Annotated in this window: 16 protein-coding genes; 11 read left to right on the top strand and 5 right to left on the bottom strand. The window is 73.4% G+C overall.

Features of this window, described 5'->3' with window-relative positions; all coding sequences use genetic code 11:
• Positions 1–74: 74 nt before the first annotated feature.
• Entirely contained in the window at positions 75–1,436 is a 1,362-nt protein-coding gene (locus tag E2B92_RS07410; protein WP_126883080.1) for a glutamine synthetase family protein, read from the bottom strand.
• Between the two features lie 119 nt (positions 1,437–1,555).
• Here E2B92_RS07410 and E2B92_RS07415 point away from each other — a divergent pair, with 119 nt between their 5' ends.
• The 5 genes from E2B92_RS07415 to E2B92_RS07435 all read left to right on the top strand — a co-directional run bounded on the left by E2B92_RS07415 (position 1,556) and on the right by E2B92_RS07435 (position 4,960).
• Positions 1,556–2,635 carry a PP2C family protein-serine/threonine phosphatase gene (locus E2B92_RS07415; protein ID WP_133087431.1) on the top strand — a complete coding sequence of 360 codons (1,080 nt, stop codon included), beginning with the start codon at positions 1,556–1,558 and terminating at the stop codon, positions 2,633–2,635.
• Between the two features lie 67 nt (positions 2,636–2,702).
• A complete protein-coding gene (locus E2B92_RS07420; RefSeq protein WP_235023719.1) occupies positions 2,703–3,047 on the top strand; it encodes a hypothetical protein in 345 nt (114 codons plus the stop codon).
• A gap of 70 nt (positions 3,048–3,117) precedes the next feature.
• Entirely contained in the window at positions 3,118–3,768 is a 651-nt protein-coding gene (locus E2B92_RS07425) for a DUF3105 domain-containing protein (protein WP_126883077.1), read from the top strand.
• Positions 3,765–4,367, top strand: a complete 603-nt coding sequence (locus E2B92_RS07430; protein WP_126883076.1) for a DUF305 domain-containing protein — start codon at positions 3,765–3,767, stop codon at positions 4,365–4,367. The genes E2B92_RS07425 and E2B92_RS07430 overlap by 4 nt, the downstream gene beginning before the upstream one ends.
• A 173-nt stretch (positions 4,368–4,540) precedes the next feature.
• The gene (locus E2B92_RS07435) at positions 4,541–4,960 is read left to right on the top strand and encodes a CBS domain-containing protein (protein ID WP_126883075.1); all 420 of its coding nucleotides are present in this window, start codon (positions 4,541–4,543) and stop codon (positions 4,958–4,960) included.
• 94 nt (positions 4,961–5,054) lie between these two features.
• Here the strand turns inward: E2B92_RS07435 and E2B92_RS07440 are convergent, their stop codons facing one another.
• Positions 5,055–5,909, bottom strand: a complete 855-nt coding sequence (locus E2B92_RS07440; protein ID WP_126883074.1) for an alpha/beta fold hydrolase — start codon at positions 5,907–5,909, stop codon at positions 5,055–5,057.
• Positions 5,910–6,065: 156 nt separating this feature from the next.
• Here E2B92_RS07440 and E2B92_RS07445 point away from each other — a divergent pair, with 156 nt between their 5' ends.
• Positions 6,066–7,826 (top strand): NAD+ synthase, encoded by a 1,761-nt coding sequence (locus E2B92_RS07445; RefSeq protein ID WP_185923468.1) that lies wholly within the window; start codon positions 6,066–6,068, stop codon positions 7,824–7,826.
• A gap of 101 nt (positions 7,827–7,927) precedes the next feature.
• Here the strand turns inward: E2B92_RS07445 and E2B92_RS07450 are convergent, their stop codons facing one another.
• Positions 7,928–8,953: an endonuclease/exonuclease/phosphatase family protein gene (locus E2B92_RS07450; RefSeq protein WP_126883073.1), complete on the bottom strand. Its 1,026-nt coding sequence runs from the start codon at positions 8,951–8,953 to the stop codon at positions 7,928–7,930.
• Positions 8,954–9,245: 292 nt separating this feature from the next.
• Here E2B92_RS07450 and panB point away from each other — a divergent pair, with 292 nt between their 5' ends.
• The 4 genes from panB (at position 9,246) to E2B92_RS07470 (ending at position 12,512) form a co-directional block, all read left to right on the top strand.
• The gene (panB, locus tag E2B92_RS07455; RefSeq protein WP_126883072.1) at positions 9,246–10,109 is read left to right on the top strand and encodes a 3-methyl-2-oxobutanoate hydroxymethyltransferase; all 864 of its coding nucleotides are present in this window, start codon (positions 9,246–9,248) and stop codon (positions 10,107–10,109) included.
• A 124-nt stretch (positions 10,110–10,233) separates the two neighbouring features.
• Positions 10,234–10,599, top strand: coding sequence for a cupin domain-containing protein (locus E2B92_RS07460; RefSeq protein WP_126883071.1), 366 nt, complete (start codon positions 10,234–10,236; stop codon positions 10,597–10,599).
• Positions 10,600–10,707: 108 nt separating this feature from the next.
• The gene (locus E2B92_RS07465; RefSeq protein ID WP_126883070.1) at positions 10,708–11,706 is read left to right on the top strand and encodes an ATP-binding cassette domain-containing protein; all 999 of its coding nucleotides are present in this window, start codon (positions 10,708–10,710) and stop codon (positions 11,704–11,706) included.
• On the top strand, positions 11,703–12,512 hold the full coding sequence (locus E2B92_RS07470; RefSeq protein ID WP_126883069.1) for an ABC transporter permease: 810 nt from the start codon (positions 11,703–11,705) through the stop codon (positions 12,510–12,512). Before E2B92_RS07465 ends, E2B92_RS07470 begins: the two co-directional genes overlap by 4 nt.
• Positions 12,513–12,533: 21 nt before the next feature.
• Here the strand turns inward: E2B92_RS07470 and E2B92_RS07475 are convergent, their stop codons facing one another.
• Positions 12,534–15,983: an AfsR/SARP family transcriptional regulator gene (locus tag E2B92_RS07475; RefSeq protein ID WP_133087432.1), complete on the bottom strand. Its 3,450-nt coding sequence runs from the start codon at positions 15,981–15,983 to the stop codon at positions 12,534–12,536.
• Positions 15,984–16,073: 90 nt separating this feature from the next.
• On the opposite strand from E2B92_RS07475, the gene E2B92_RS07480 reads away from it, so the two are divergent.
• Positions 16,074–16,880, top strand: a complete 807-nt coding sequence (locus E2B92_RS07480; protein WP_126883067.1) for a site-2 protease family protein — start codon at positions 16,074–16,076, stop codon at positions 16,878–16,880.
• Here E2B92_RS07480 and E2B92_RS32925 read toward each other — a convergent pair.
• On the bottom strand, positions 16,870–17,040 hold the full coding sequence (locus tag E2B92_RS32925) for a hypothetical protein (protein ID WP_185923467.1): 171 nt from the start codon (positions 17,038–17,040) through the stop codon (positions 16,870–16,872). The genes E2B92_RS07480 and E2B92_RS32925 overlap by 11 nt on opposite strands.
• Positions 17,041–17,096 lie beyond the last annotated feature (56 nt).

The raw sequence follows: 17,096 nt of genomic DNA on the forward strand, positions 1-17,096 counted from the left end.
ACGGCTCCGGGCCGGCAGTCGGTGACCGTCGGCCCGGAGTGCCGTACAGCGGTGGAACCGGAGCTGACCTGGGGTTACAGCACCGGCAGGTTCTTCCGGAGTTCGAAGGCGGTGACCTCGCTCCGGTACTCCTCCCACTCCTGCTTCTTGTTGCGGAGGAAGAAGTCGAAGACGTGCTCGCCGAGGGTCTCGGCGACCAGTTCGCTGCGTTCCATCAGGGAGATGGCCTCGCCCAGGTTCTGGGGCAGGGGCTCGATGCCCATGGCGCGGCGTTCGGCGTCGGAGAGGGCCCAGACGTCGTCGTCGGCGCCGGCCGGGAGTTCGTAGCTCTCCTCGATGCCCTTGAGGCCCGCCGCCAGGAGGACCGCGTACGTCAGGTAGGGGTTGGCGCCCGAGTCGATGGAGCGGACCTCGACGCGGGCCGAGCCCGTCTTGCCCGGCTTGTACATGGGGACGCGGATCAGGGCGGAGCGGTTGTTGTGGCCCCAGCAGATGTAGGAGGGGGCCTCGCCGCCCGAGCCGGCGGTGCGGGCGGAGCCGCCCCAGATGCGCTTGTAGGAGTTGACCCACTGGTTGGTGACGGCCGAGATCTCCGCCGCGTGGCGCAGCAGGCCCGCGATGAAGGAGCGGCCGACCTTGGAGAGCTGGTACTCGGCGCCCGACTCGTAGAAGGCGTTGCGGTCGCCCTCGAAGAGGGAGAGGTGGGTGTGCATGCCGGAGCCGGGGTACTCCGAGAACGGCTTCGGCATGAAGGTGGCCTGGACGCCCTGCTCCAGCGCGACCTGCTTCATCACCAGGCGGAAGGTCATGATGTTGTCGGCGGTCGACAGGGCGTCGGCGTAGCGGAGGTCGATCTCCTGCTGGCCGGGCGCGCCCTCGTGGTGGCTGAACTCGACCGAGATGCCCATCGACTCCAGCATGGTGATGGCCTGGCGGCGGAAGTCCATGCCGACGTTCTGCGGGGTGTGGTCGAAGTAGCCGGAGTTGTCCGCGGGGACCGGCTTGGAGCCGTCCAGCGGCTTGTCCTTCAGCAGGAAGAACTCGATCTCCGGGTGGGTGTAGAAGGTGAACCCGAGGTCGGAGGTCTTCGCCAGGATGCGCTTGAGGACGTAGCGCGGGTCGGCGAAGGACGGCGAGCCGTCGGGCATCAGGATGTCGCAGAACATCCGGGCCGTCCCGGGGGCCTCGGCCCGCCACGGGAGGATCTGGAAGGTGCCCGGATCGGGCTTGGCGATCATGTCCGACTCGTACACCCGGGCGAAGCCCTCGATCGCCGAGCCGTCGAACCCGATCCCCTCGTCGAAGGCCTGCTCGAGCTCGGCGGGGGCCACGGCGACGGACTTCAGGAAGCCGAGCACGTCCGTGAACCACAGGCGCACGAAGCGGATGTCGCGCTCCTCGAGCGTACGGAGTACGAATTCCTGCTGCTTGTCCATTTCCACACCCATCCTCGCTGATCAGGCCAGCATGCCACCACACGGTTTCGTGCACGTTGCGAACCCATAGTGCATGGAGCTCTGTGGCGCAGGTAACGGTGGCCTCGCAGACTGGTCCCATGGACCGTGGCACACGGGAGCTGCCCGGCGCCGGCACACCGCCGGCCTGGCTGCGCCTGCTGCCGTGGCTGACGATGGTCCTGCTGGTGGTCGTCCAGCTCACCACGCCCAGGAGCGTCCAGCTCGGCTTCGCGTTCGCCGTGGTGCCGCCGCTGACGACACTCCTGTACGGGATGCTCGGCACCGCACTGGTGTCGGGCACCCTCTTCGGGCTGCTGCTGATGCCCGCCGTCCGGGCCGACGACGTCACCTATGGCGACCTGCTGGCCTTCGGGCTGATCGGGCTGGTCAGCGTCGTGCTGGCGGGGGTGCGGGTGCGGCGGGACGCCCAGTTGGTGTCGGTGCGGTCGGTCGCGGAGGCGGCCCAGCTCGCGGTGCTGCCGCCGATGCCGGAGCGGGTGGGCCCGGTGCGGTGCGGGGCGCTGTACCGGGCGGCGGAGCGGGGGACGCTGGTGGGCGGCGACCTGTACGACGTGCAGGTGGGGCCGTACGGGGTACGGGCGATCGTCGCCGATGTGCAGGGGCACGGGCTGGCGGCGGTCGGCACGGTGGCGGCGCTGCTGGGCACGTTCCGGGAGGCGGTGCTCGACGAGCCGGAGCTGGCCGGGGTGGCGGCCCGGCTGGACCGGCGGCTGGTGGTGGACGCGTCGGGGCGGGGGGACACGGAGGTGTTCGCGACGGCGGTGCTGATGGAGTTCCCGGCGGACGGCTCGGCGGTGCGGGTGCTGAGCTGCGGCCATCCCGCGCCGCTGCTGGTGGGCGGCCACGGGGCGCGGGAGGTGGAGCTGGCGCCCGGTGCGCCGCTGGGGCTCGGGCTCGCGGATTTCCGGGCGCCGCGGACGGTGTCGGTGCCGATGGGGCCCACGGACGTGCTGCTCGCGCACACCGACGGGGTGACGGAGGCGCGGGACGGGACGGGCGCGTTCTATCCGCTGGCGGCGCGGCTCGGGGCGCTGGCGCGGCCCGTCCCGCCGGTGGAGCTGGTGCGGGCGGTGTGGCGCGATCTGTCGTCGTACGCGGGTGAGGTCGGCGACGATGTGGCCCTCCTCGCGCTCAGCACACCGGACGGCCATGGCTGACCGGGGGGCGCGCCCATTAACATCAGCGCCCATGGGGGGCCAGCGGCTCATACGCATCGTGCGTCCCATGGCGACCATCGGCGCCGTGGCGACGCTCTTCGCCGCGCTCTTCATCTGCCTGGCGCCGCACGGCGGCGCCGAGGGCCGCGACCGGGCCCACGGGGTCGAGGCGGCCGGGTACACGCCCGCCGAGCGCGTCGTCACCGCGTACGCGTGTCCGTACGACGACGCCGACTGCCGCCTCTTCCCCCACCTGAACCCGGCGGTCCTCACCGCCCCGCCGCTCGACCCGCCGCCGCACACGGACGTCCTGGTGCGGGCCGCGCTGCCGCCCGCCACCGGTCCGCCCGCCGCCTCCCAGGAGCGGTCACGTGCGCCGGACCTCCATGCCCTTCAGATCCTGCGGACCTAGGCGGCCCGCCGCAGTACCGGATTCCGTATCCCCCACCCATCTTCTTCGGACTCTGAGAAGGACAACGACCATGGCTGCCAACCGATCCTCGACCGCCGACCGCCGCGCCCGGATAGAGGAGATGCGCCGCGCCGAGAAGGCCCGCGAGCGCCGCAACCGCATCATCACCATCTCCGTCAGCACGCTCGTGGTCGCCGGCCTCGTGGGCTTCGGCGGATACGTGCTCAACAAGGAGAACAAGGAGCAGGAGCAGCGGGAGGCCGCCGCCAAGGCGCCGATCACGGACGAGAAGTCCTGGGACGCCAAGAAGCTGGGCCGCAACCACGTCACCACGCCCGTGACGTACCCGATGAAGCCCCCGGTCGGCGGTGACCACGACCAGGTGTGGATGAACTGCGACCGGGACGTCTACAAGAAGCCGATCCCGGAGCGCAACGCCGTGCACTCGCTGGAGCACGGGGCGGTGTGGGTGACGTACAACGACAAGGCGCCCTCCGGCGAGGTGAAGAAGCTGGAGGAGAAGGTCAAGAAGACCTCGTACTCCTTCATGAGCCCGGTCAAGGAGCAGGCGGGCGCGATCATGCTCAGCGCCTGGGGCAAGCAGGTGACGGTCGACCGCGCCGACGACCCGCGGGTGGACGCCTTCTTCACCAAGTACGTGCAGGGCCCGCAGACGCCCGAGCCGGGCGCGGCGTGCACCAACGGGCTGGGCCAGCAGTGACGCGTACGCAGTGGGCCTCGGTGACCGCCGTGGTGCTGGCGCTGCTCTTCGCCGGGGCGGCCACGGTCGCCTCGGCGGGCCCGGAGCCCGGCCAGGTGGCGCCGGCGGCGGATTCGGCGGACGCCGGGTTCGCGCGGGACATGTCGGTGCACCACCAGCAGGCGGTGGAGATGTCGTTCATCGTGCGGGACCGCACGAAGGACGAGGAGGTGCGCCGGCTGGCGTACGACATCGCCAACACCCAGGCCAACCAGCGGGGCATGATGCTGGGCTGGCTGGACATGTGGGGCCTGCCGAAGGTGGCGCCGGGAGTTGAGCCGATGGCCTGGATGGGCATGCCGTCCCACGGCGCGATGCCGGGCATGGCGAGTCCGGAGGACCTCGACCGGCTGCGGGCGGCGAGCGGCCGGCAGGCCGAGGTGCTGTACCTGCGGCTGATGACCGAGCACCACAAGGGCGGGGTGCACATGGCGCAGGGCTGTGTGGAGCGGTGCCGGCCCGGTGCGGAGCGGGACCTGGCCCAGGGGATGGTCGACGCCCAGGAGTCGGAGATCCTGCTGATGGCCGACCTGCTGAAGGCGCGGGGCGCGAAGCCGTAGGGCTGCCGGTTCCCTCGTGCGCGGCCGCTCCGGGAGCCCCCGGGGCGGCCGTGTCGCGTACGGCGGCCATCCGGCGGCGCAGCGGTCGCGGGGTGGTGGGGGCGCGGTGAGAATGGAGGCGCTCGGGGACCGACGTACGGCGCTTTATGGCGTTTTCGGAGGCAAGGAACCCCATGACCACCGCGAAGGACATCATGCACCCCGGAGCCGAGTGGCTCCCCGCACACGAGACCCTCGACCGTGCCGCGCAGATGATGCGCGACCTCAATGTGGGCGCGCTGCCCATCGCGGACGAGAACGAACGGCTCTGCGGCATCCTCACCGACCGCGACATCGTCGTCGGCTGTGTGGCCATGGGCCACGACCCGGCCCAGGTGACGGCGGGCGACATGGCGAAGGGCACGCCGCGCTGGATCGACGCCGGCGCGGACGTGGAGGAGGTCCTGCGCGAGATGAAGGGCCACCAGATCCGCCGCCTGCCGGTGATCGAGAACAAGCGGCTGGTCGGCATGATCAGCGAGGCCGACCTGGCTCGTCACCTGTCGCAGTCGCAGGTCGCGGGCTGGGCGGAGAAGGTCTACGAGCAGGGCTGACCGGCGAACGCACCCGGGGGCGTGACGCGCGTGCCGCCTCACGCCCCCGGCGCGTGCCGCCCCGGGGCCGCTCCCTCGCCGTCCCCGTGCCGCCTCACGCCCCCGGCGCGTGCGCCCGGGGCCGGCCGCCCGCCGCCAGCACCGCGCCGGCCAGGACCCGCGGCTGGTCCAGCATCATCAGGTGGCCCGTGTCCGGCACGGCCTCGAAGCGGGCGCCCAGTTGGTCGGCGAGCGCCCGCTGGCGGGCCGTCCAGCGCGCCGACGCGGGCGCGGCGAGCACGGTGACGGGGACGCCCGGCGGGAGCGGGTGGCGCTCACGGAGGGCGAGCAGCTCGGCGGCGACGGCCCGGTAATGGGTGTTCTCCAGCAGGGCGCCGGCCAGCACCCGGGAGGTGGCGTAGCAGCGGCGTACGAGCGCGGCGGGCGCCGGGTCGGGGGCGTGGCCGGGCCGGGAGAGGCGGACCACGGCGCGGCGGACGGGCGGGCCGAGCGCGGCGGGCGCCCCGGCGGCGGACAGTGTGGCGGCCGCGGCCCGGGCGAGCGCGGTGCGCACGGCGGGGGCGGCGGGCACGCGCGCGTGCTCCTCGACGGAGGCGTCGACGAGGACGACCCCGGCGGTACGGGCGGGGTGCAGCCGGGCGAACGCCTCCGCGTGGAACCCGGCGATGGAGTGCCCGACGACGGTCGCTGGGCCGTCCAGGGCGAGCGCGTCGAGGACGCCGGCGATCCGGTGGGCCTCGCCGGCCGCGGAGGGCGCCACGGCGGCCGGGCCGCTCAGCCCGTGGCCCGGGCGGTCGAAGCGGACGACGGTGCGGTGCGGGGCCAGCAGGGGCACGACGGGGTCCCAGTCGAACCAGCTCATGGCGAGGCCGGCGCTCAGCACGCAGACCGGGCCGCTGCCCTCCACGACCACGTGGTGGGGCACTCCCCCGACCCGTACGAACCCCATCGCTCCCCCTCGTCGCCGCGTGCGCCCGGCAGCCAGCCTGCCATGCCGGTGTCCTGCCGATGCGCTGCCGGAGCCATGCCGGTGTCCGGCCGGTGTGGCGCATCCCTCCGGGACACCGCCAGGACATCGTGTCGCTCTGACGATTACACTGACCGCGTGCCTCAACTACGCCTCGCCCTGAATCAGATCGACTCGACCGTCGGTGACCTCGCCGCGAACGCCGAGGCGATCGTGCACTGGACCCGGCACTCCGCCGAGCAGGGAGCGCACCTCGTGGCGTTCCCCGAGATGGTGCTGACCGGCTACCCCGTCGAGGACCTGGCCCTGCGGTCGTCCTTCGTCGAGGCGTCCCGCAGCGCGCTGCGGGCGCTCGCCGCGCGGCTGGCCGCCGAGGGCTTCGGGGACCTCCCCGTGATCGTCGGCTACCTGGACCGCTCCGAGAAGGCCCAGCCCCGGTACGGCCAGCCGGCCGGCGCGCCGCGCAACGCCGCCGCCGTGCTGCACGGCGGCGAGGTGGTGCTGTCGTTCGCCAAGCACCACCTGCCCAACTACGGCGTCTTCGACGAGTTCCGGTACTTCGTGCCCGGCGACACCATGCCGGTGATCCGGGTGCGCGGCGTCGACGTGGCGCTCGCGATCTGCGAGGACCTGTGGCAGGACGGCGGCCGCGTCCCGGCCACCCGCAGCGCGGGCGCGGGGCTGCTGGTGTCCATCAACGCCTCGCCGTACGAGCAGAACAAGGACGACGTCCGCCTGGAGCTGGTGCGCAAGCGCGCCCAGGAGGCCGGCTGCACCCTGGCGTACCTGGCGATGATCGGCGGCCAGGACGAGCTGGTCTTCGACGGCGACTCGATCGTGGTGGACAAGGACGGCGAGGTCGTCGCGCGGGCGCCGCAGTTCTCCGAGGGCAGCGTGGTCCTGGACCTGGACCTGCCCGCCGCGTCCCCCGACGCCCCCACGGGGGTGGTGGACGACGGGCTGGCCATCGAGCGGGTCGTGCTGTCGCAGGAGCCGGTGCCCGCCTACGAGCCGGAGCTGGCCGGCGGGTACGCGGAGCGGCTCGACGACGACGAGGAGGTCTACACCGCGCTGGTGGTGGGCCTGCGCGCGTACGCCGCGAAGAACGGTTTCCGCTCGGTGCTGATCGGCCTGTCCGGCGGCATCGACTCGGCGCTGGTGGCCGCCATCGCCTGTGACGCGCTGGGCGCGCGGAACGTGTACGGCGTGTCGATGCCGTCCAAGTACAGCTCCGACCACTCCAAGGGCGACGCGGCCGAGCTGGCCCGCCGCACGGGGCTGAACTTCCGGACCGTGCCGATCGAGCCGATGTTCGACGCGTACATGGGCTCGCTGGGTCTGACGGGGCTGGCGGAGGAGAACCTCCAGTCGCGGCTGCGCGGCACCATGCTGATGGCGATCTCCAACCAGGAGGGCCACATCGTCCTCGCGCCGGGCAACAAGTCCGAGCTGGCGGTGGGCTACTCGACGCTGTACGGCGACTCCGTCGGCGCGTACGGGCCGATCAAGGACGTGTACAAGACGTCGGTCTTCCGGCTGGCGCGGTGGCGCAACCGGGCGGCCGAGGAGCGCGGGCAGACGCCGCCGATCCCGGAGAACTCGATCTCCAAGCCGCCGAGCGCCGAGCTGCGGCCGGGCCAGGTCGACACCGACTCGCTGCCGGACTACGACGTCCTGGACCGGATTCTGGAGCTGTACGTCGACCGCGACCAGGGCAAGGACGCGATCGTCGCCGCCGGGTACGACGAGGAGCTGGTGACGCGGACGCTGCGCCTGGTGGACGCGGCGGAGTACAAGCGGCGCCAGTACCCGCCGGGCACCAAGATCTCCGCCAAGGGCTTCGGCAAGGACCGGCGCCTGCCGATCACCAACCGCTGGCGCGAGACCACGACGGGCTGACCGCCCTCGCCCGGTCACGACGGCGAAGGGGCCTCCCGCGACGGCGCGGGAGGCCCCTTCGGCGTACCGGCGCGGGGCGCGAGGCGCGCCCGGCAGGCCGGTCAGAGCGTGACGCGGGCCGCGATCGGCAGGTGGTCGCTGTCCGTGGCGGGCAGCGTCCACGAGGCGACCGGCTCGACGCCCTTCACCATGATCTGGTCGATCCGCGCCATCGGGAACGCGGCCGGCCAACTGAAGCCCATGCCGTCACCGGCCGCGCCCTGCGTGGAGCGCATCTGGGACGTGACCGCGTTCAGCGACCGGTCGTTCATCGTGCCGTTCAGGTCGCCGAGCAGGATGACCTTGCCCAGGTCCTCGCGGACGATGGCCTCGCCCAGCGCGTCGGCGCTGTCGTCGCGCTGGTTGGCGGTGAACCCGGCGTTCAGCTTGACCCGCACGGACGGCAGGTGGGCGACGTAGACGGCGACCTCGCCCGAGGGCGCGGTCACGGTGGCGCGCATGGCCCGCGTCCAGCCCAGCCGGATGTCCACGGGGCGGCTGTCGCTCATCGGGTACTTGCTCCACAGGCCGACCGTGCCCTGGACGGAGTGGTACGGGTAGGTGTCGGCGAGCGCCTGCTCGTACACCGGGACCATGCCGGGCTTGAGCTCCTCCAGGGCCACGACGTCCGCGCCGGAGCCGGAGAGCTCGCGGGCGGTGCCCTGGGGGTCGGGGTTGTCGGCGTTGACGTTGTGCGTGACGACCATGAGGTCGCCCCCGGTGCCGGACTTGTCGGTGACGAGCCCGCCGAAGAGGTTGAGCCAGATCACCCCCGGCAGCAGGGCGGCCACCAGCGCGGTGGCCGAGCGGCGCATCAGGGCGGCGACCAGGATCACCGGCACGAGCACGCCCAGCCACGGCAGGAACGTCTCTGTGAGACTGCCCAGGTTGCCGATCTTGTTGGGGATCTGGGCGTGGAAGACCATCAGCAGCGCCAGCAGCACGGCGCACGCGGCGAGCAGGAGGCCCCGCCGCCAGATGCCCGGATCGTGACGCCAGCGGTCGACCACCGACCGGACCCGGGACCCGGTGCGCCGCTGCTCCCGCGCGCTGCCGTTCCCCGTCTCCGTCACGTCCACCCGCGCCATGCCGCCGTCCTCACTGCCTTGCTCGTCGTGCTCCGTCGTACGCCCGCCCCCGACCCGACCCTAGGGGATCAGGAGACGGCCGTACTGCCACGAGGACGAAGAGGCGGCGCGCCGGGTTCCGGGGGTTGCGGCCGGAACGCTGGCTGTGACAGAACGCGCACAAACAGGCCCGCTGGGGCGGCGGTGGAGATGGCCGCGGACCCACTTCCCCCCGTGCGGCACGAAGTGCCACCATGGACGTGGTCCGGGGACGCCGTCAGGGCGCCTCGAGATGACGAAGGAGCCGTTCCACATGACGCTTCAGGCTGCCTCCACGCAGTCCGCCGACAGCAGCAAGGCGCTGTACGGCGGCAAGGGCACGCGCCGCATCACCGTCCACGACATCGCCGCCGCCAAGGAGCGTGGCGAGAAGTGGCCCATGCTGACCGCCTACGACGCGATGACCGCCTCCGTGTTCGACGAGGCCGGCATCCCCGTCATGCTCGTCGGCGACTCGATGGGCAACTGCCACCTCGGCTACGAGTCCACCGTCCCGGTCACCCTCGACGAGATGGCCATCCTGTCCGCCGCCGTCGTCCGGGGCACCAGGCGGGCGCTGGTCGTGGGCGACCTGCCCTTCGGCTCGTACCAGGAGGGCCCGGTGCAGGCGCTGCGCTCCGCCACCCGGCTGGTCAAGGAGGCGGGGGTCGGCGCGGTGAAGCTGGAGGGCGGCGAGCGGTCGCTGCCCCAGACCGAGATGCTGGTCCAGGCCGGCATCCCCGTCATGTCGCACCTCGGTCTGACCCCGCAGTCCGTGAACACCATGGGCTACCGGGTGCAGGGGCGCGGCGACGAGGCGGCGCACCGGCTGCTGCGCGACGCCAAGGCCGCCCAGGACGCGGGCGCCTTCGCGCTCGTGCTGGAGCTGGTGCCGGCCGAGCTGGCCGCCGAGGTCACGCGGTCCCTGCACATCCCGACGATCGGCATCGGGGCCGGGCCCGACACCGACGCGCAGGTCCTGGTCTGGACCGACATGGCGGGCCTGACCGGCGGCAAGGTGCCGCGCTTCACCAAGCAGTACGCCAACCTCCGGCAGACGCTCGGGGACGCGGCGCGGGCGTTCGCCGACGAGGTCGTCGGCGGAGCGTTCCCGCAGGAGGAGCACACCTTCCACTAGCCACTCCCGGCACAGACGACGGCCCGCCGACTTCCCCCATCGGCGGGCTGTCGGCGTGCGGGGCCGGCGTTAGCCTGGGAAGTGGACTCGGGGGACCGCACACTGCTTCACCGGAGGCGACGCCATGGCAGGCATCGCACGCAAGAACTTCGACTCCCCGGACGAGACCCGGCCCTTCGAGGAGGGCAAGGGCAAGCTCGACCTGGTCAACTCGGACCGCGGTTCGGTCGGCCGGGCGGTCTTCGAGCCGGGCTGGCAGTGGTCCAAGCACGTGAAGCCGATCGCCGGTACCGAGAGCTGCCAGGCCGCGCACGTCGCGTACACGGTGAGCGGGCAGATGAAGATCGTCATGGACGACGGCGAGAGCATCGAGGTGGGTCCCGGCGACTTCGTCACCATCGCACCGGGCCATGACGCCTGGGTGCTCGGGGACGAGCCGTGCGTGATGCTCGACTGGGTCGGGTTCGTCGACTACGCCAAGCCCGCCTGAGCCGTCCTCCCGGCCGCGCGGGCGATCCGCCGGCGGCCCGGAGCCGGTGTCGGTGACCTGTCGGTGAGCTGTCGGTGAGCTGTCGGTGGCCCCTGGTGCGATGGGGGCATGACACGATCCGACACCAACGCCGTCGAGGTACGGGGCCTCGTCAAGCACTACGGCGCCACCAAGGCGCTGGACGGGGTCGACCTCGACGTACGCGAGGGCACCGTCCTCGGCGTGCTCGGCCCCAACGGCGCCGGCAAGACCACGCTCGTCCGCTGCCTGTCCACCCTGGTCGTCCCGGACGCCGGGACGGCCACCGTCGCCGGGTACGACGTGGTGCGCCAGCCCCGGCAACTGCGCCGCACCATCGGGCTCACCGGCCAGTACGCCTCCGTCGACGAGAAGCTGTCCGGCTGGGAGAACCTGTACATGATCGGGCGGCTGCTCGACCTGTCCCGGAAGGACGCCCGCCGGCGCGCCGACGAGATGCTGGAGCGGTTCTCCCTGACGGAGGCCGCCCGGCGCCCGGCGACCCAGTACTCCGGCGGCATGCGGCGCCGCCTCGACCTGGCCGCGTCCATGATCGGCCGCCCGGCCGTGCTGTACCTGGACGAGCCCACGACCGGCCTCGACCCGCGCACCCGCAACGAGGTGTGGGACGAGGTCCAGCGGATGGTCGCCGAGGGCGCGACCGTCCTGCTCACCACCCAGTACATGGAGGAGGCCGAGCAGCTCGCGCACGAGCTGACCGTCATCGACCGGGGGCGGGTCATCGCGCACGGCGGGGTGGACGAGCTGAAGGCCAGGGTCGGCGGCCGCACCCTCCAGGTGAGGCCCGTGGACCCCGGCCAACTGCCCGGCATGGCACGTGCGCTGAGTGACAGCGGACTGGCCGGCGTCGCGGGGGCGACGGTCGTCCCCGACGAGGGCCTGCTGTACGTGCCGATCCTCAGCGACGGTCAACTGACCGCCGTGGTGGGTCTGCTGGGTGAGCGGGGCTTCGGCATCGCCCACATCGGCACCCATCTGCCCAGCCTGGACGAGGTGTTCCTGGCCATCACCGGTGAGAAGACGTCCGCCGCGGCGTCCGGCACGATCCCCGAGGAGGTCGCCGCGTGAGCACGGTGACGACGACGGCGCCCTCGGAGGGGCGCATCGGCCTGCGGGCCAACACGCGGCACGTCGGCGCCCTGGTGCGCCGCAACGCCCTCCAGATCAAGCAGGACCCGGAGTCGATGTTCGACGCCGTGCTGATGCCGATCATCTTCATCCTGCTGTTCGTGTACGTCTTCGGCGGCGCGATCGCCGGCAAGGGCAACCAGCAGGACTACGTCAACTACGTCACGCCCGGCCTGATGGCGATGATGGGCATCAACATCGCCATGGCCGTCGGCACCGGGGTGAACGACGACGTCAAGAAGGGAGTGATGGACCGGTTCCGGACGATGCCGATCGCCCGGTCGTCGGTCCTCGTCGCCAAGATCGTGGTGGAGGTCGGCCGGATGCTGATCGCCACGACGATCCTGCTCGGCATGGGCTTCCTGCTCGGCATGGAGATCAAGACCTCCGTCGTCGACCTGCTGGCCGCGGTCGGGCTGTCGATGGTCTTCGGCGCGTCACTGATGTGGATCTTCATCCTGCTCGGGCTGAGCCTGCCGACGACGCAGGCCGTGCAGGGGGTCGCCATGCTCGTGCTCATGCCGCTGCAGTTCGGCTCGTCGATCTTCGCCCCGCCCACGTCGATGCCCGACTGGCTGAAGACGTTCACCGACTACAACCCGCTCTCCAACCTCGCGGACGCCGCCCGGAACCTGATCAACGGCGGGCCGGTCGCCCACTCGGTGTGGATGACGCTCGCCTGGGCCGTGGGCATCACGCTGGTCACCGCGCCGCTCGCGGTCGCCCGGTTCCGCAGGCGGACCTGAGGCGAGCGGACCGGGGCGCGGTCACCCGGCCTCCAGCAGGGCGGCGGCCTCCTCGGCGGTGAGGCGGCCGCCCTCGGCGTACGCGGCCTCGAAGGCGGCCTCGTCGCCAAGGGCGGCGCGCACCCGCGCCGTGGCCGTGGCCAGGCTCTCGCGCTCCATCGGTGGGGCCACGTGCCCCTCCGGCAGGAGCCCGGCGTGCGTCCCGAGCAGCACGGCCGCCGTCCGGGCCCGGTCGCGGCCGCCCAGTCCGGCGAGCGCCCACGCGGCGGTGACCAGGTGCACGGCCGGCATGTGCGGCGCGACCATCATCGACAGCGGCCTCAGCGCGTGGGCCAGGGCGCGGACCGCGTGGTCGAGGCCGTCGGCGTACCGGCCGTCCAGGTTGTCGAGCCAGGCGAGCACGCCGATCGTGAAGCCCTCGAAGAGGGACAGCGCGTCGTACGCGAACTCCTCGCGCACCAGGGCCAGTTGCTCGCGAGCCTCACCGGTGCGGCCGGTGCGGCCGAGCCACATCGCCAGGTACAGCCGGGCGGCCGGCACGGCCTCGTGCCCGGCGGCGCGGCCCCGGGCCAGGACCTCGCGCAGGGTCGCCTCGCCCTCCTCGCCCCGGCCCGTCTCGTTGAGCGTCCCGGCGTACCGGACGCGCAGCAGCGCCGTCTGGGCCTGCGCGCCGAGCCGCTCGGCGTGGCCCACCGCGGCCTCGTAGTCCTCGGCGGCGCCGGCGAACTCCCCCCGCCGCTCGCGGGCCTCGCCGCGCGCCGCCAGCGCCTCGGCCGCGCCCCAGGAGTCGCCGAGCCGCTCGAAGATCTTCAGGCTCTCGTCGGCGTCCCGGCCGGCGTCACCGGCCCAGTCGCTCCGGTTGGCCAGCACGTTGGCCCGCGTCTGGAGGACGTGGGCCAGCTCCCAGGCGTAGCCGAACTCCCGGCAGGCGTCGACGGTGGAGTCGAGCAGCTCGCGCATCTCGCCGGGGTCGCCGGTGAGCAGCACGGCGTACCACCAGAGCATGCCGGGCATGCGGCAGGTCTGCGGCAGGCCGGGGCGGTACGCGGCGCGGATGGCCCGCAGCCGTTCCATGCCCTCCGGGGAGGTCCAGGTGGACGTCTGGTGGTCCATGTTGACGAGCTGGATCAGGCGGACGCCCCGGCGGGCCTCCTGGAGCTGGTCGTCGCTCATGGGCGGCGGGGCGTCGGTGCAGCGCGCGACGAGCGGCGGTGCGGCGGCGACGGGCCGCGCGTAGGGGTCGGGGCCGAGGGCGGCGGCGGACTCGGCCCAGTGCAGGGCGTCGGTGCGCTGGTCGCGCATCTGCCAGTACCAGACGAGGGACAGCACCAGGCAGAGCGCCTCCTGCTCGTCGCGGGCGGCCACCGCGCGGCGCAGGGCGGTGCGGAGGTTCTCGTACTCGAGCTGGAAGCGGGCGAGGGCGGCGCGCTGGCGCGGGCCGCGCAGCTCCGGGTCGGTGGTGCGGGCGAGTTCGCGGTAGTGGACGAGGTGGCGGTGTTCGGCGGCGGCGCGGTCGCCGGCCTGGTCGAGGCGTTCGGCGGCGTACTCGGCGACGGTCTCCAGCAGGCGGTAGCGCATGGCGCCGCCGTCGGGGGCGGGATCGGCCACGACGAGCGACTTGTCGACGAGGGAGCCGAGCGCGTCCAGGGTGCCGGCTGCGTCGGGGCCGCCGCAGACGGCCTCGGCGGCGTCCAGGTCGCAGCCGCCGGAGAACACCGAAAGCCGCCGCAGCACCACCCGTTCGGGCGCGTCCAGCAGGTCCCAGGACCAGTCGACGACGGCGCGCAGCGTCTGCTGGCGGGGCAGGACGCCGCGGCCGCGGCTGCCGCTGGTGAGCAGCCGGAAACGGTCGTCGAGCCGGTCGGCGATCTGGCGCGGGGTGAGCATGCGCAGGCGCGCGGCGGCCAGTTCGATGGCCAGCGGCAGGCCGTCGAGGCGCCGGCAGATCTCGGCGCACGCATCGGGGTCGTCGGCGACGCCGAACCCGGGCCGCGCGGCCGCGCCGCGCTCGGCGAGCAGCCGCAGCGCCATCGGGTCGGGCAGCGGGTCGACGGGGCGCAGGGTTTCGCCGGGTACGCCGAGGGGCTCGCGGCTGGTGGCGAGGACGGTCAGCCCGGGGCACTCCTCCAGCAGCCGCTCGGCGAGCGCGGCGGCGGCGGCCACGACGTGCTCGCAGTTGTCGAGCAGGAGCAGCATGCGGCGCCGGGAGCAGTGCTCGGCGAGGCGTCCGAGCGGGTCGCCGTCGCCGTGCCGCTCGGCCGCGCGCAGTTCCTCCGCCCCGGCGCCGCGCAGCACGGTCTGGCGCGCGCCGAGGGCGGTGAGCACGGCGTCCGGTACGGCGCCGGGGTCGTCGACCGGCGCGAGCTCGGCCAGCCACACCCCGTCGGGCCACGCCTCGGCGCCGCGCTCGGCGGCCTCCTGCGACAGCCGTGTCTTGCCGGCCCCGCCGGGCCCGAGCAGCGTCACCAGCCGTGCGCCCGCGAGGTCGCCGAGGACGGTGTGGATGTCCTCCTCGCGCCCCACGAAGCTCGTGAGCCGGGCACGCAGGTTCCCGGGCCGGGGCGGAACGGAGACCTCACCGGAGCCACGCGCGGAGGCGGCACCCACCCCGTGACCGGCGGGGGCAGCGCCCACCCCCTGCCCGGCAGGGGCAGCGCCCACCCCGTGACCGGCGGGGGCAGCGCCCACTCCCTGCCCGGCAGGGGCAGCGCCCACCCCGTGACCGGCGGGGGCGGCGGCCGGGCCGGTGTCGCGCGGGCGCAGCAGTTCGGTGTGGAGGGCGCGCAGTTCGGGGCCCGGGTCGGTGCCCAGGCGGGTGGCGAGGTCCTGGCGCACCGCCTCGTACGCGGCGAGGGCCTCCGCCGGGCGGCCCGCCGCGCGCAGGGCGCGCACGCGCAGGGCCTGGAGCGGCTCGTCGAGGGGGAACGCGCCGCACAGGGCGGCCAGTTCGGGCAGCGTCTCCTGGTGGCGGCCGAGCGCGAGCAGCGCCCGCAGCCGGGCCCGGCGGGCCTCGTGGCGGCGCGCCTCCCAGCGGGCCGCCTCGGCCGTCCGGTCGGGCAGGTCCGCGAGCGCCCCGCCCCGCCACAGCGCGAGCGCCTCGTCCAGACGGGCCAGCGCCCCGGCCGGGTCGCCCGCCTCCAGCGCCCGTACGCCCGCGGCCGCCAGCCGTTCGAAACGGTGCAGGTCCACGGCGTCGGCATCGGCACCGAGCCGGTAACCGCCCGCCGCCGAGACCACCGCGTCCGGCCCGAGGGCCCGCCGCAGCCGGCCCACCAGGGCCTGGAGGGCGCCGGGCGCGTCCGCGGGCGGCTCACCGCCCCACACCTCGTCGATCAGGAGCCCGGCCGGCACGGTCCGCCCGGCGCGCAGCGCCAGGACCGTCAGCAGCGCCCGCAGCCGCGCCCCGCCGACCGGTACGGCGGTGCCGTCCGGCTCGTGGACCTGCGTGGGACCGAGGAGGGAGATGCGCACCGCCCCATTCTGCTTCCCTCGGCCCCCCGAGCCCCGTCCGGTACGGTCGACCGCGTCCGTACCACCCGTCCGAGCCCAGGAGCGCCGCCCATGGCCACCGCCACCTCCCGCCACAGCGACCGGAGGATCAGCCCCGTCTTCCTCGGGATCGCCGCCATCATGGCGGTCACCGGATGGGCGGTGTGGACGGGCTTCTCGGCCAATCTCGGCCTGGCCGTGTTCCTGTTCGTGACGTCCGGGTGGATCGTCTCGCTCTGCCTGCACGAGTACGCGCACGCCCGTACGGCGCTGCACGGCGGCGACCTGACCATCGGCGCGAAGGGCTATCTGACGCTCAACCCGCTGAAGTACACGCACGCACTGCTGAGCATCGTGCTGCCGGTGGTCTTCGTCATCATGGGCGGCATCGGCCTGCCCGGCGGGGCGGTGTTCATCGAGCGCGACCGCATCAAGGGCCGCTGGAAGCACAGCCTGATCTCCGCGGCGGGCCCGCTGACGAACGTGCTGTTCGCCGTCGTGTGCACGGCGCCGTTCTGGCTGGGGGCCCTGGAGGGCGTGCCGTTCGGTTTCCGGTTCGCGCTGGCGTTCCTGGCCCTGTTGCAGGTGACGGCGGCGATCCTGAACTTCCTGCCGGTGCCGGGGCTGGACGGGTACGGCGTGATCGAGCCGTGGCTGTCGTACAAGGTGCGCCGCCAGGTGGAGCCGTTCGCGCCCTTCGGGCTGCTCGCCGTCTTCGCGCTGCTGTTCGTGCCGGAGGTCAACCACGCCTTCTTCGGGCTGGTCGACACGGTCCTCCAGGGGCTGGGCGTGCAGGACGCCGAGACGTACTGCGGGCAGGACCTGTACCGGTTCTGGCAGGAGCAGAACGAGCTGTGCCAGGAGATCGTCAGCCAGTGACGTTCCTGGCGCGGCGGTGGTAGTACCACGCCATGTTGGAGGACACCCCGGCCAGCAGCACCCACACGATGCCCAGCCAGGTGCCCTGGACGAACGAGACCACCGCCGCGGCGACGGCGAGGACGCAGACGACGAGGGCGTACAGAGCGAGGCGGGGCATGGGGGTCGGCTCCTGTCCGGGTACGGCGTGAAACGTGCCCGTCCAGTGTCCCCCAT

This window comes from Streptomyces sp. WAC05374, from assembly GCF_004353505.1.
Taxonomy (GTDB): Bacteria; Actinomycetota; Actinomycetes; order Streptomycetales; family Streptomycetaceae; genus Streptomyces.

What these genes read in the sequence shown, in the direction of transcription:
- E2B92_RS07410 (WP_126883080.1), bottom strand. Translation starts at nt 1,436, where the DNA reads ATGGACAAGCAGCAGGAATTCGTACTCCGTACGCTCGAGGAGCGCGAC.
- E2B92_RS07415 (WP_133087431.1), top strand. Translation starts at nt 1,556, where the DNA reads ATGGACCGTGGCACACGGGAGCTGCCCGGCGCCGGCACACCGCCGGCC.
- E2B92_RS07420 (WP_235023719.1), top strand. Translation starts at nt 2,703, where the DNA reads ATGGCGACCATCGGCGCCGTGGCGACGCTCTTCGCCGCGCTCTTCATC.
- E2B92_RS07425 (WP_126883077.1), top strand. Translation starts at nt 3,118, where the DNA reads ATGGCTGCCAACCGATCCTCGACCGCCGACCGCCGCGCCCGGATAGAG.
- E2B92_RS07435 (WP_126883075.1), top strand. Translation starts at nt 4,541, where the DNA reads ATGACCACCGCGAAGGACATCATGCACCCCGGAGCCGAGTGGCTCCCC.
- E2B92_RS07440 (WP_126883074.1), bottom strand. Translation starts at nt 5,909, where the DNA reads ATGGGGTTCGTACGGGTCGGGGGAGTGCCCCACCACGTGGTCGTGGAG.
- E2B92_RS07450 (WP_126883073.1), bottom strand. Translation starts at nt 8,953, where the DNA reads ATGGCGCGGGTGGACGTGACGGAGACGGGGAACGGCAGCGCGCGGGAG.
- panB (WP_126883072.1), top strand. Translation starts at nt 9,246, where the DNA reads ATGACGCTTCAGGCTGCCTCCACGCAGTCCGCCGACAGCAGCAAGGCG.
- E2B92_RS07460 (WP_126883071.1), top strand. Translation starts at nt 10,234, where the DNA reads ATGGCAGGCATCGCACGCAAGAACTTCGACTCCCCGGACGAGACCCGG.
- E2B92_RS07465 (WP_126883070.1), top strand. Translation starts at nt 10,708, where the DNA reads ATGACACGATCCGACACCAACGCCGTCGAGGTACGGGGCCTCGTCAAG.
- E2B92_RS07480 (WP_126883067.1), top strand. Translation starts at nt 16,074, where the DNA reads ATGGCCACCGCCACCTCCCGCCACAGCGACCGGAGGATCAGCCCCGTC.
- E2B92_RS32925 (WP_185923467.1), bottom strand. Translation starts at nt 17,040, where the DNA reads ATGCCCCGCCTCGCTCTGTACGCCCTCGTCGTCTGCGTCCTCGCCGTC.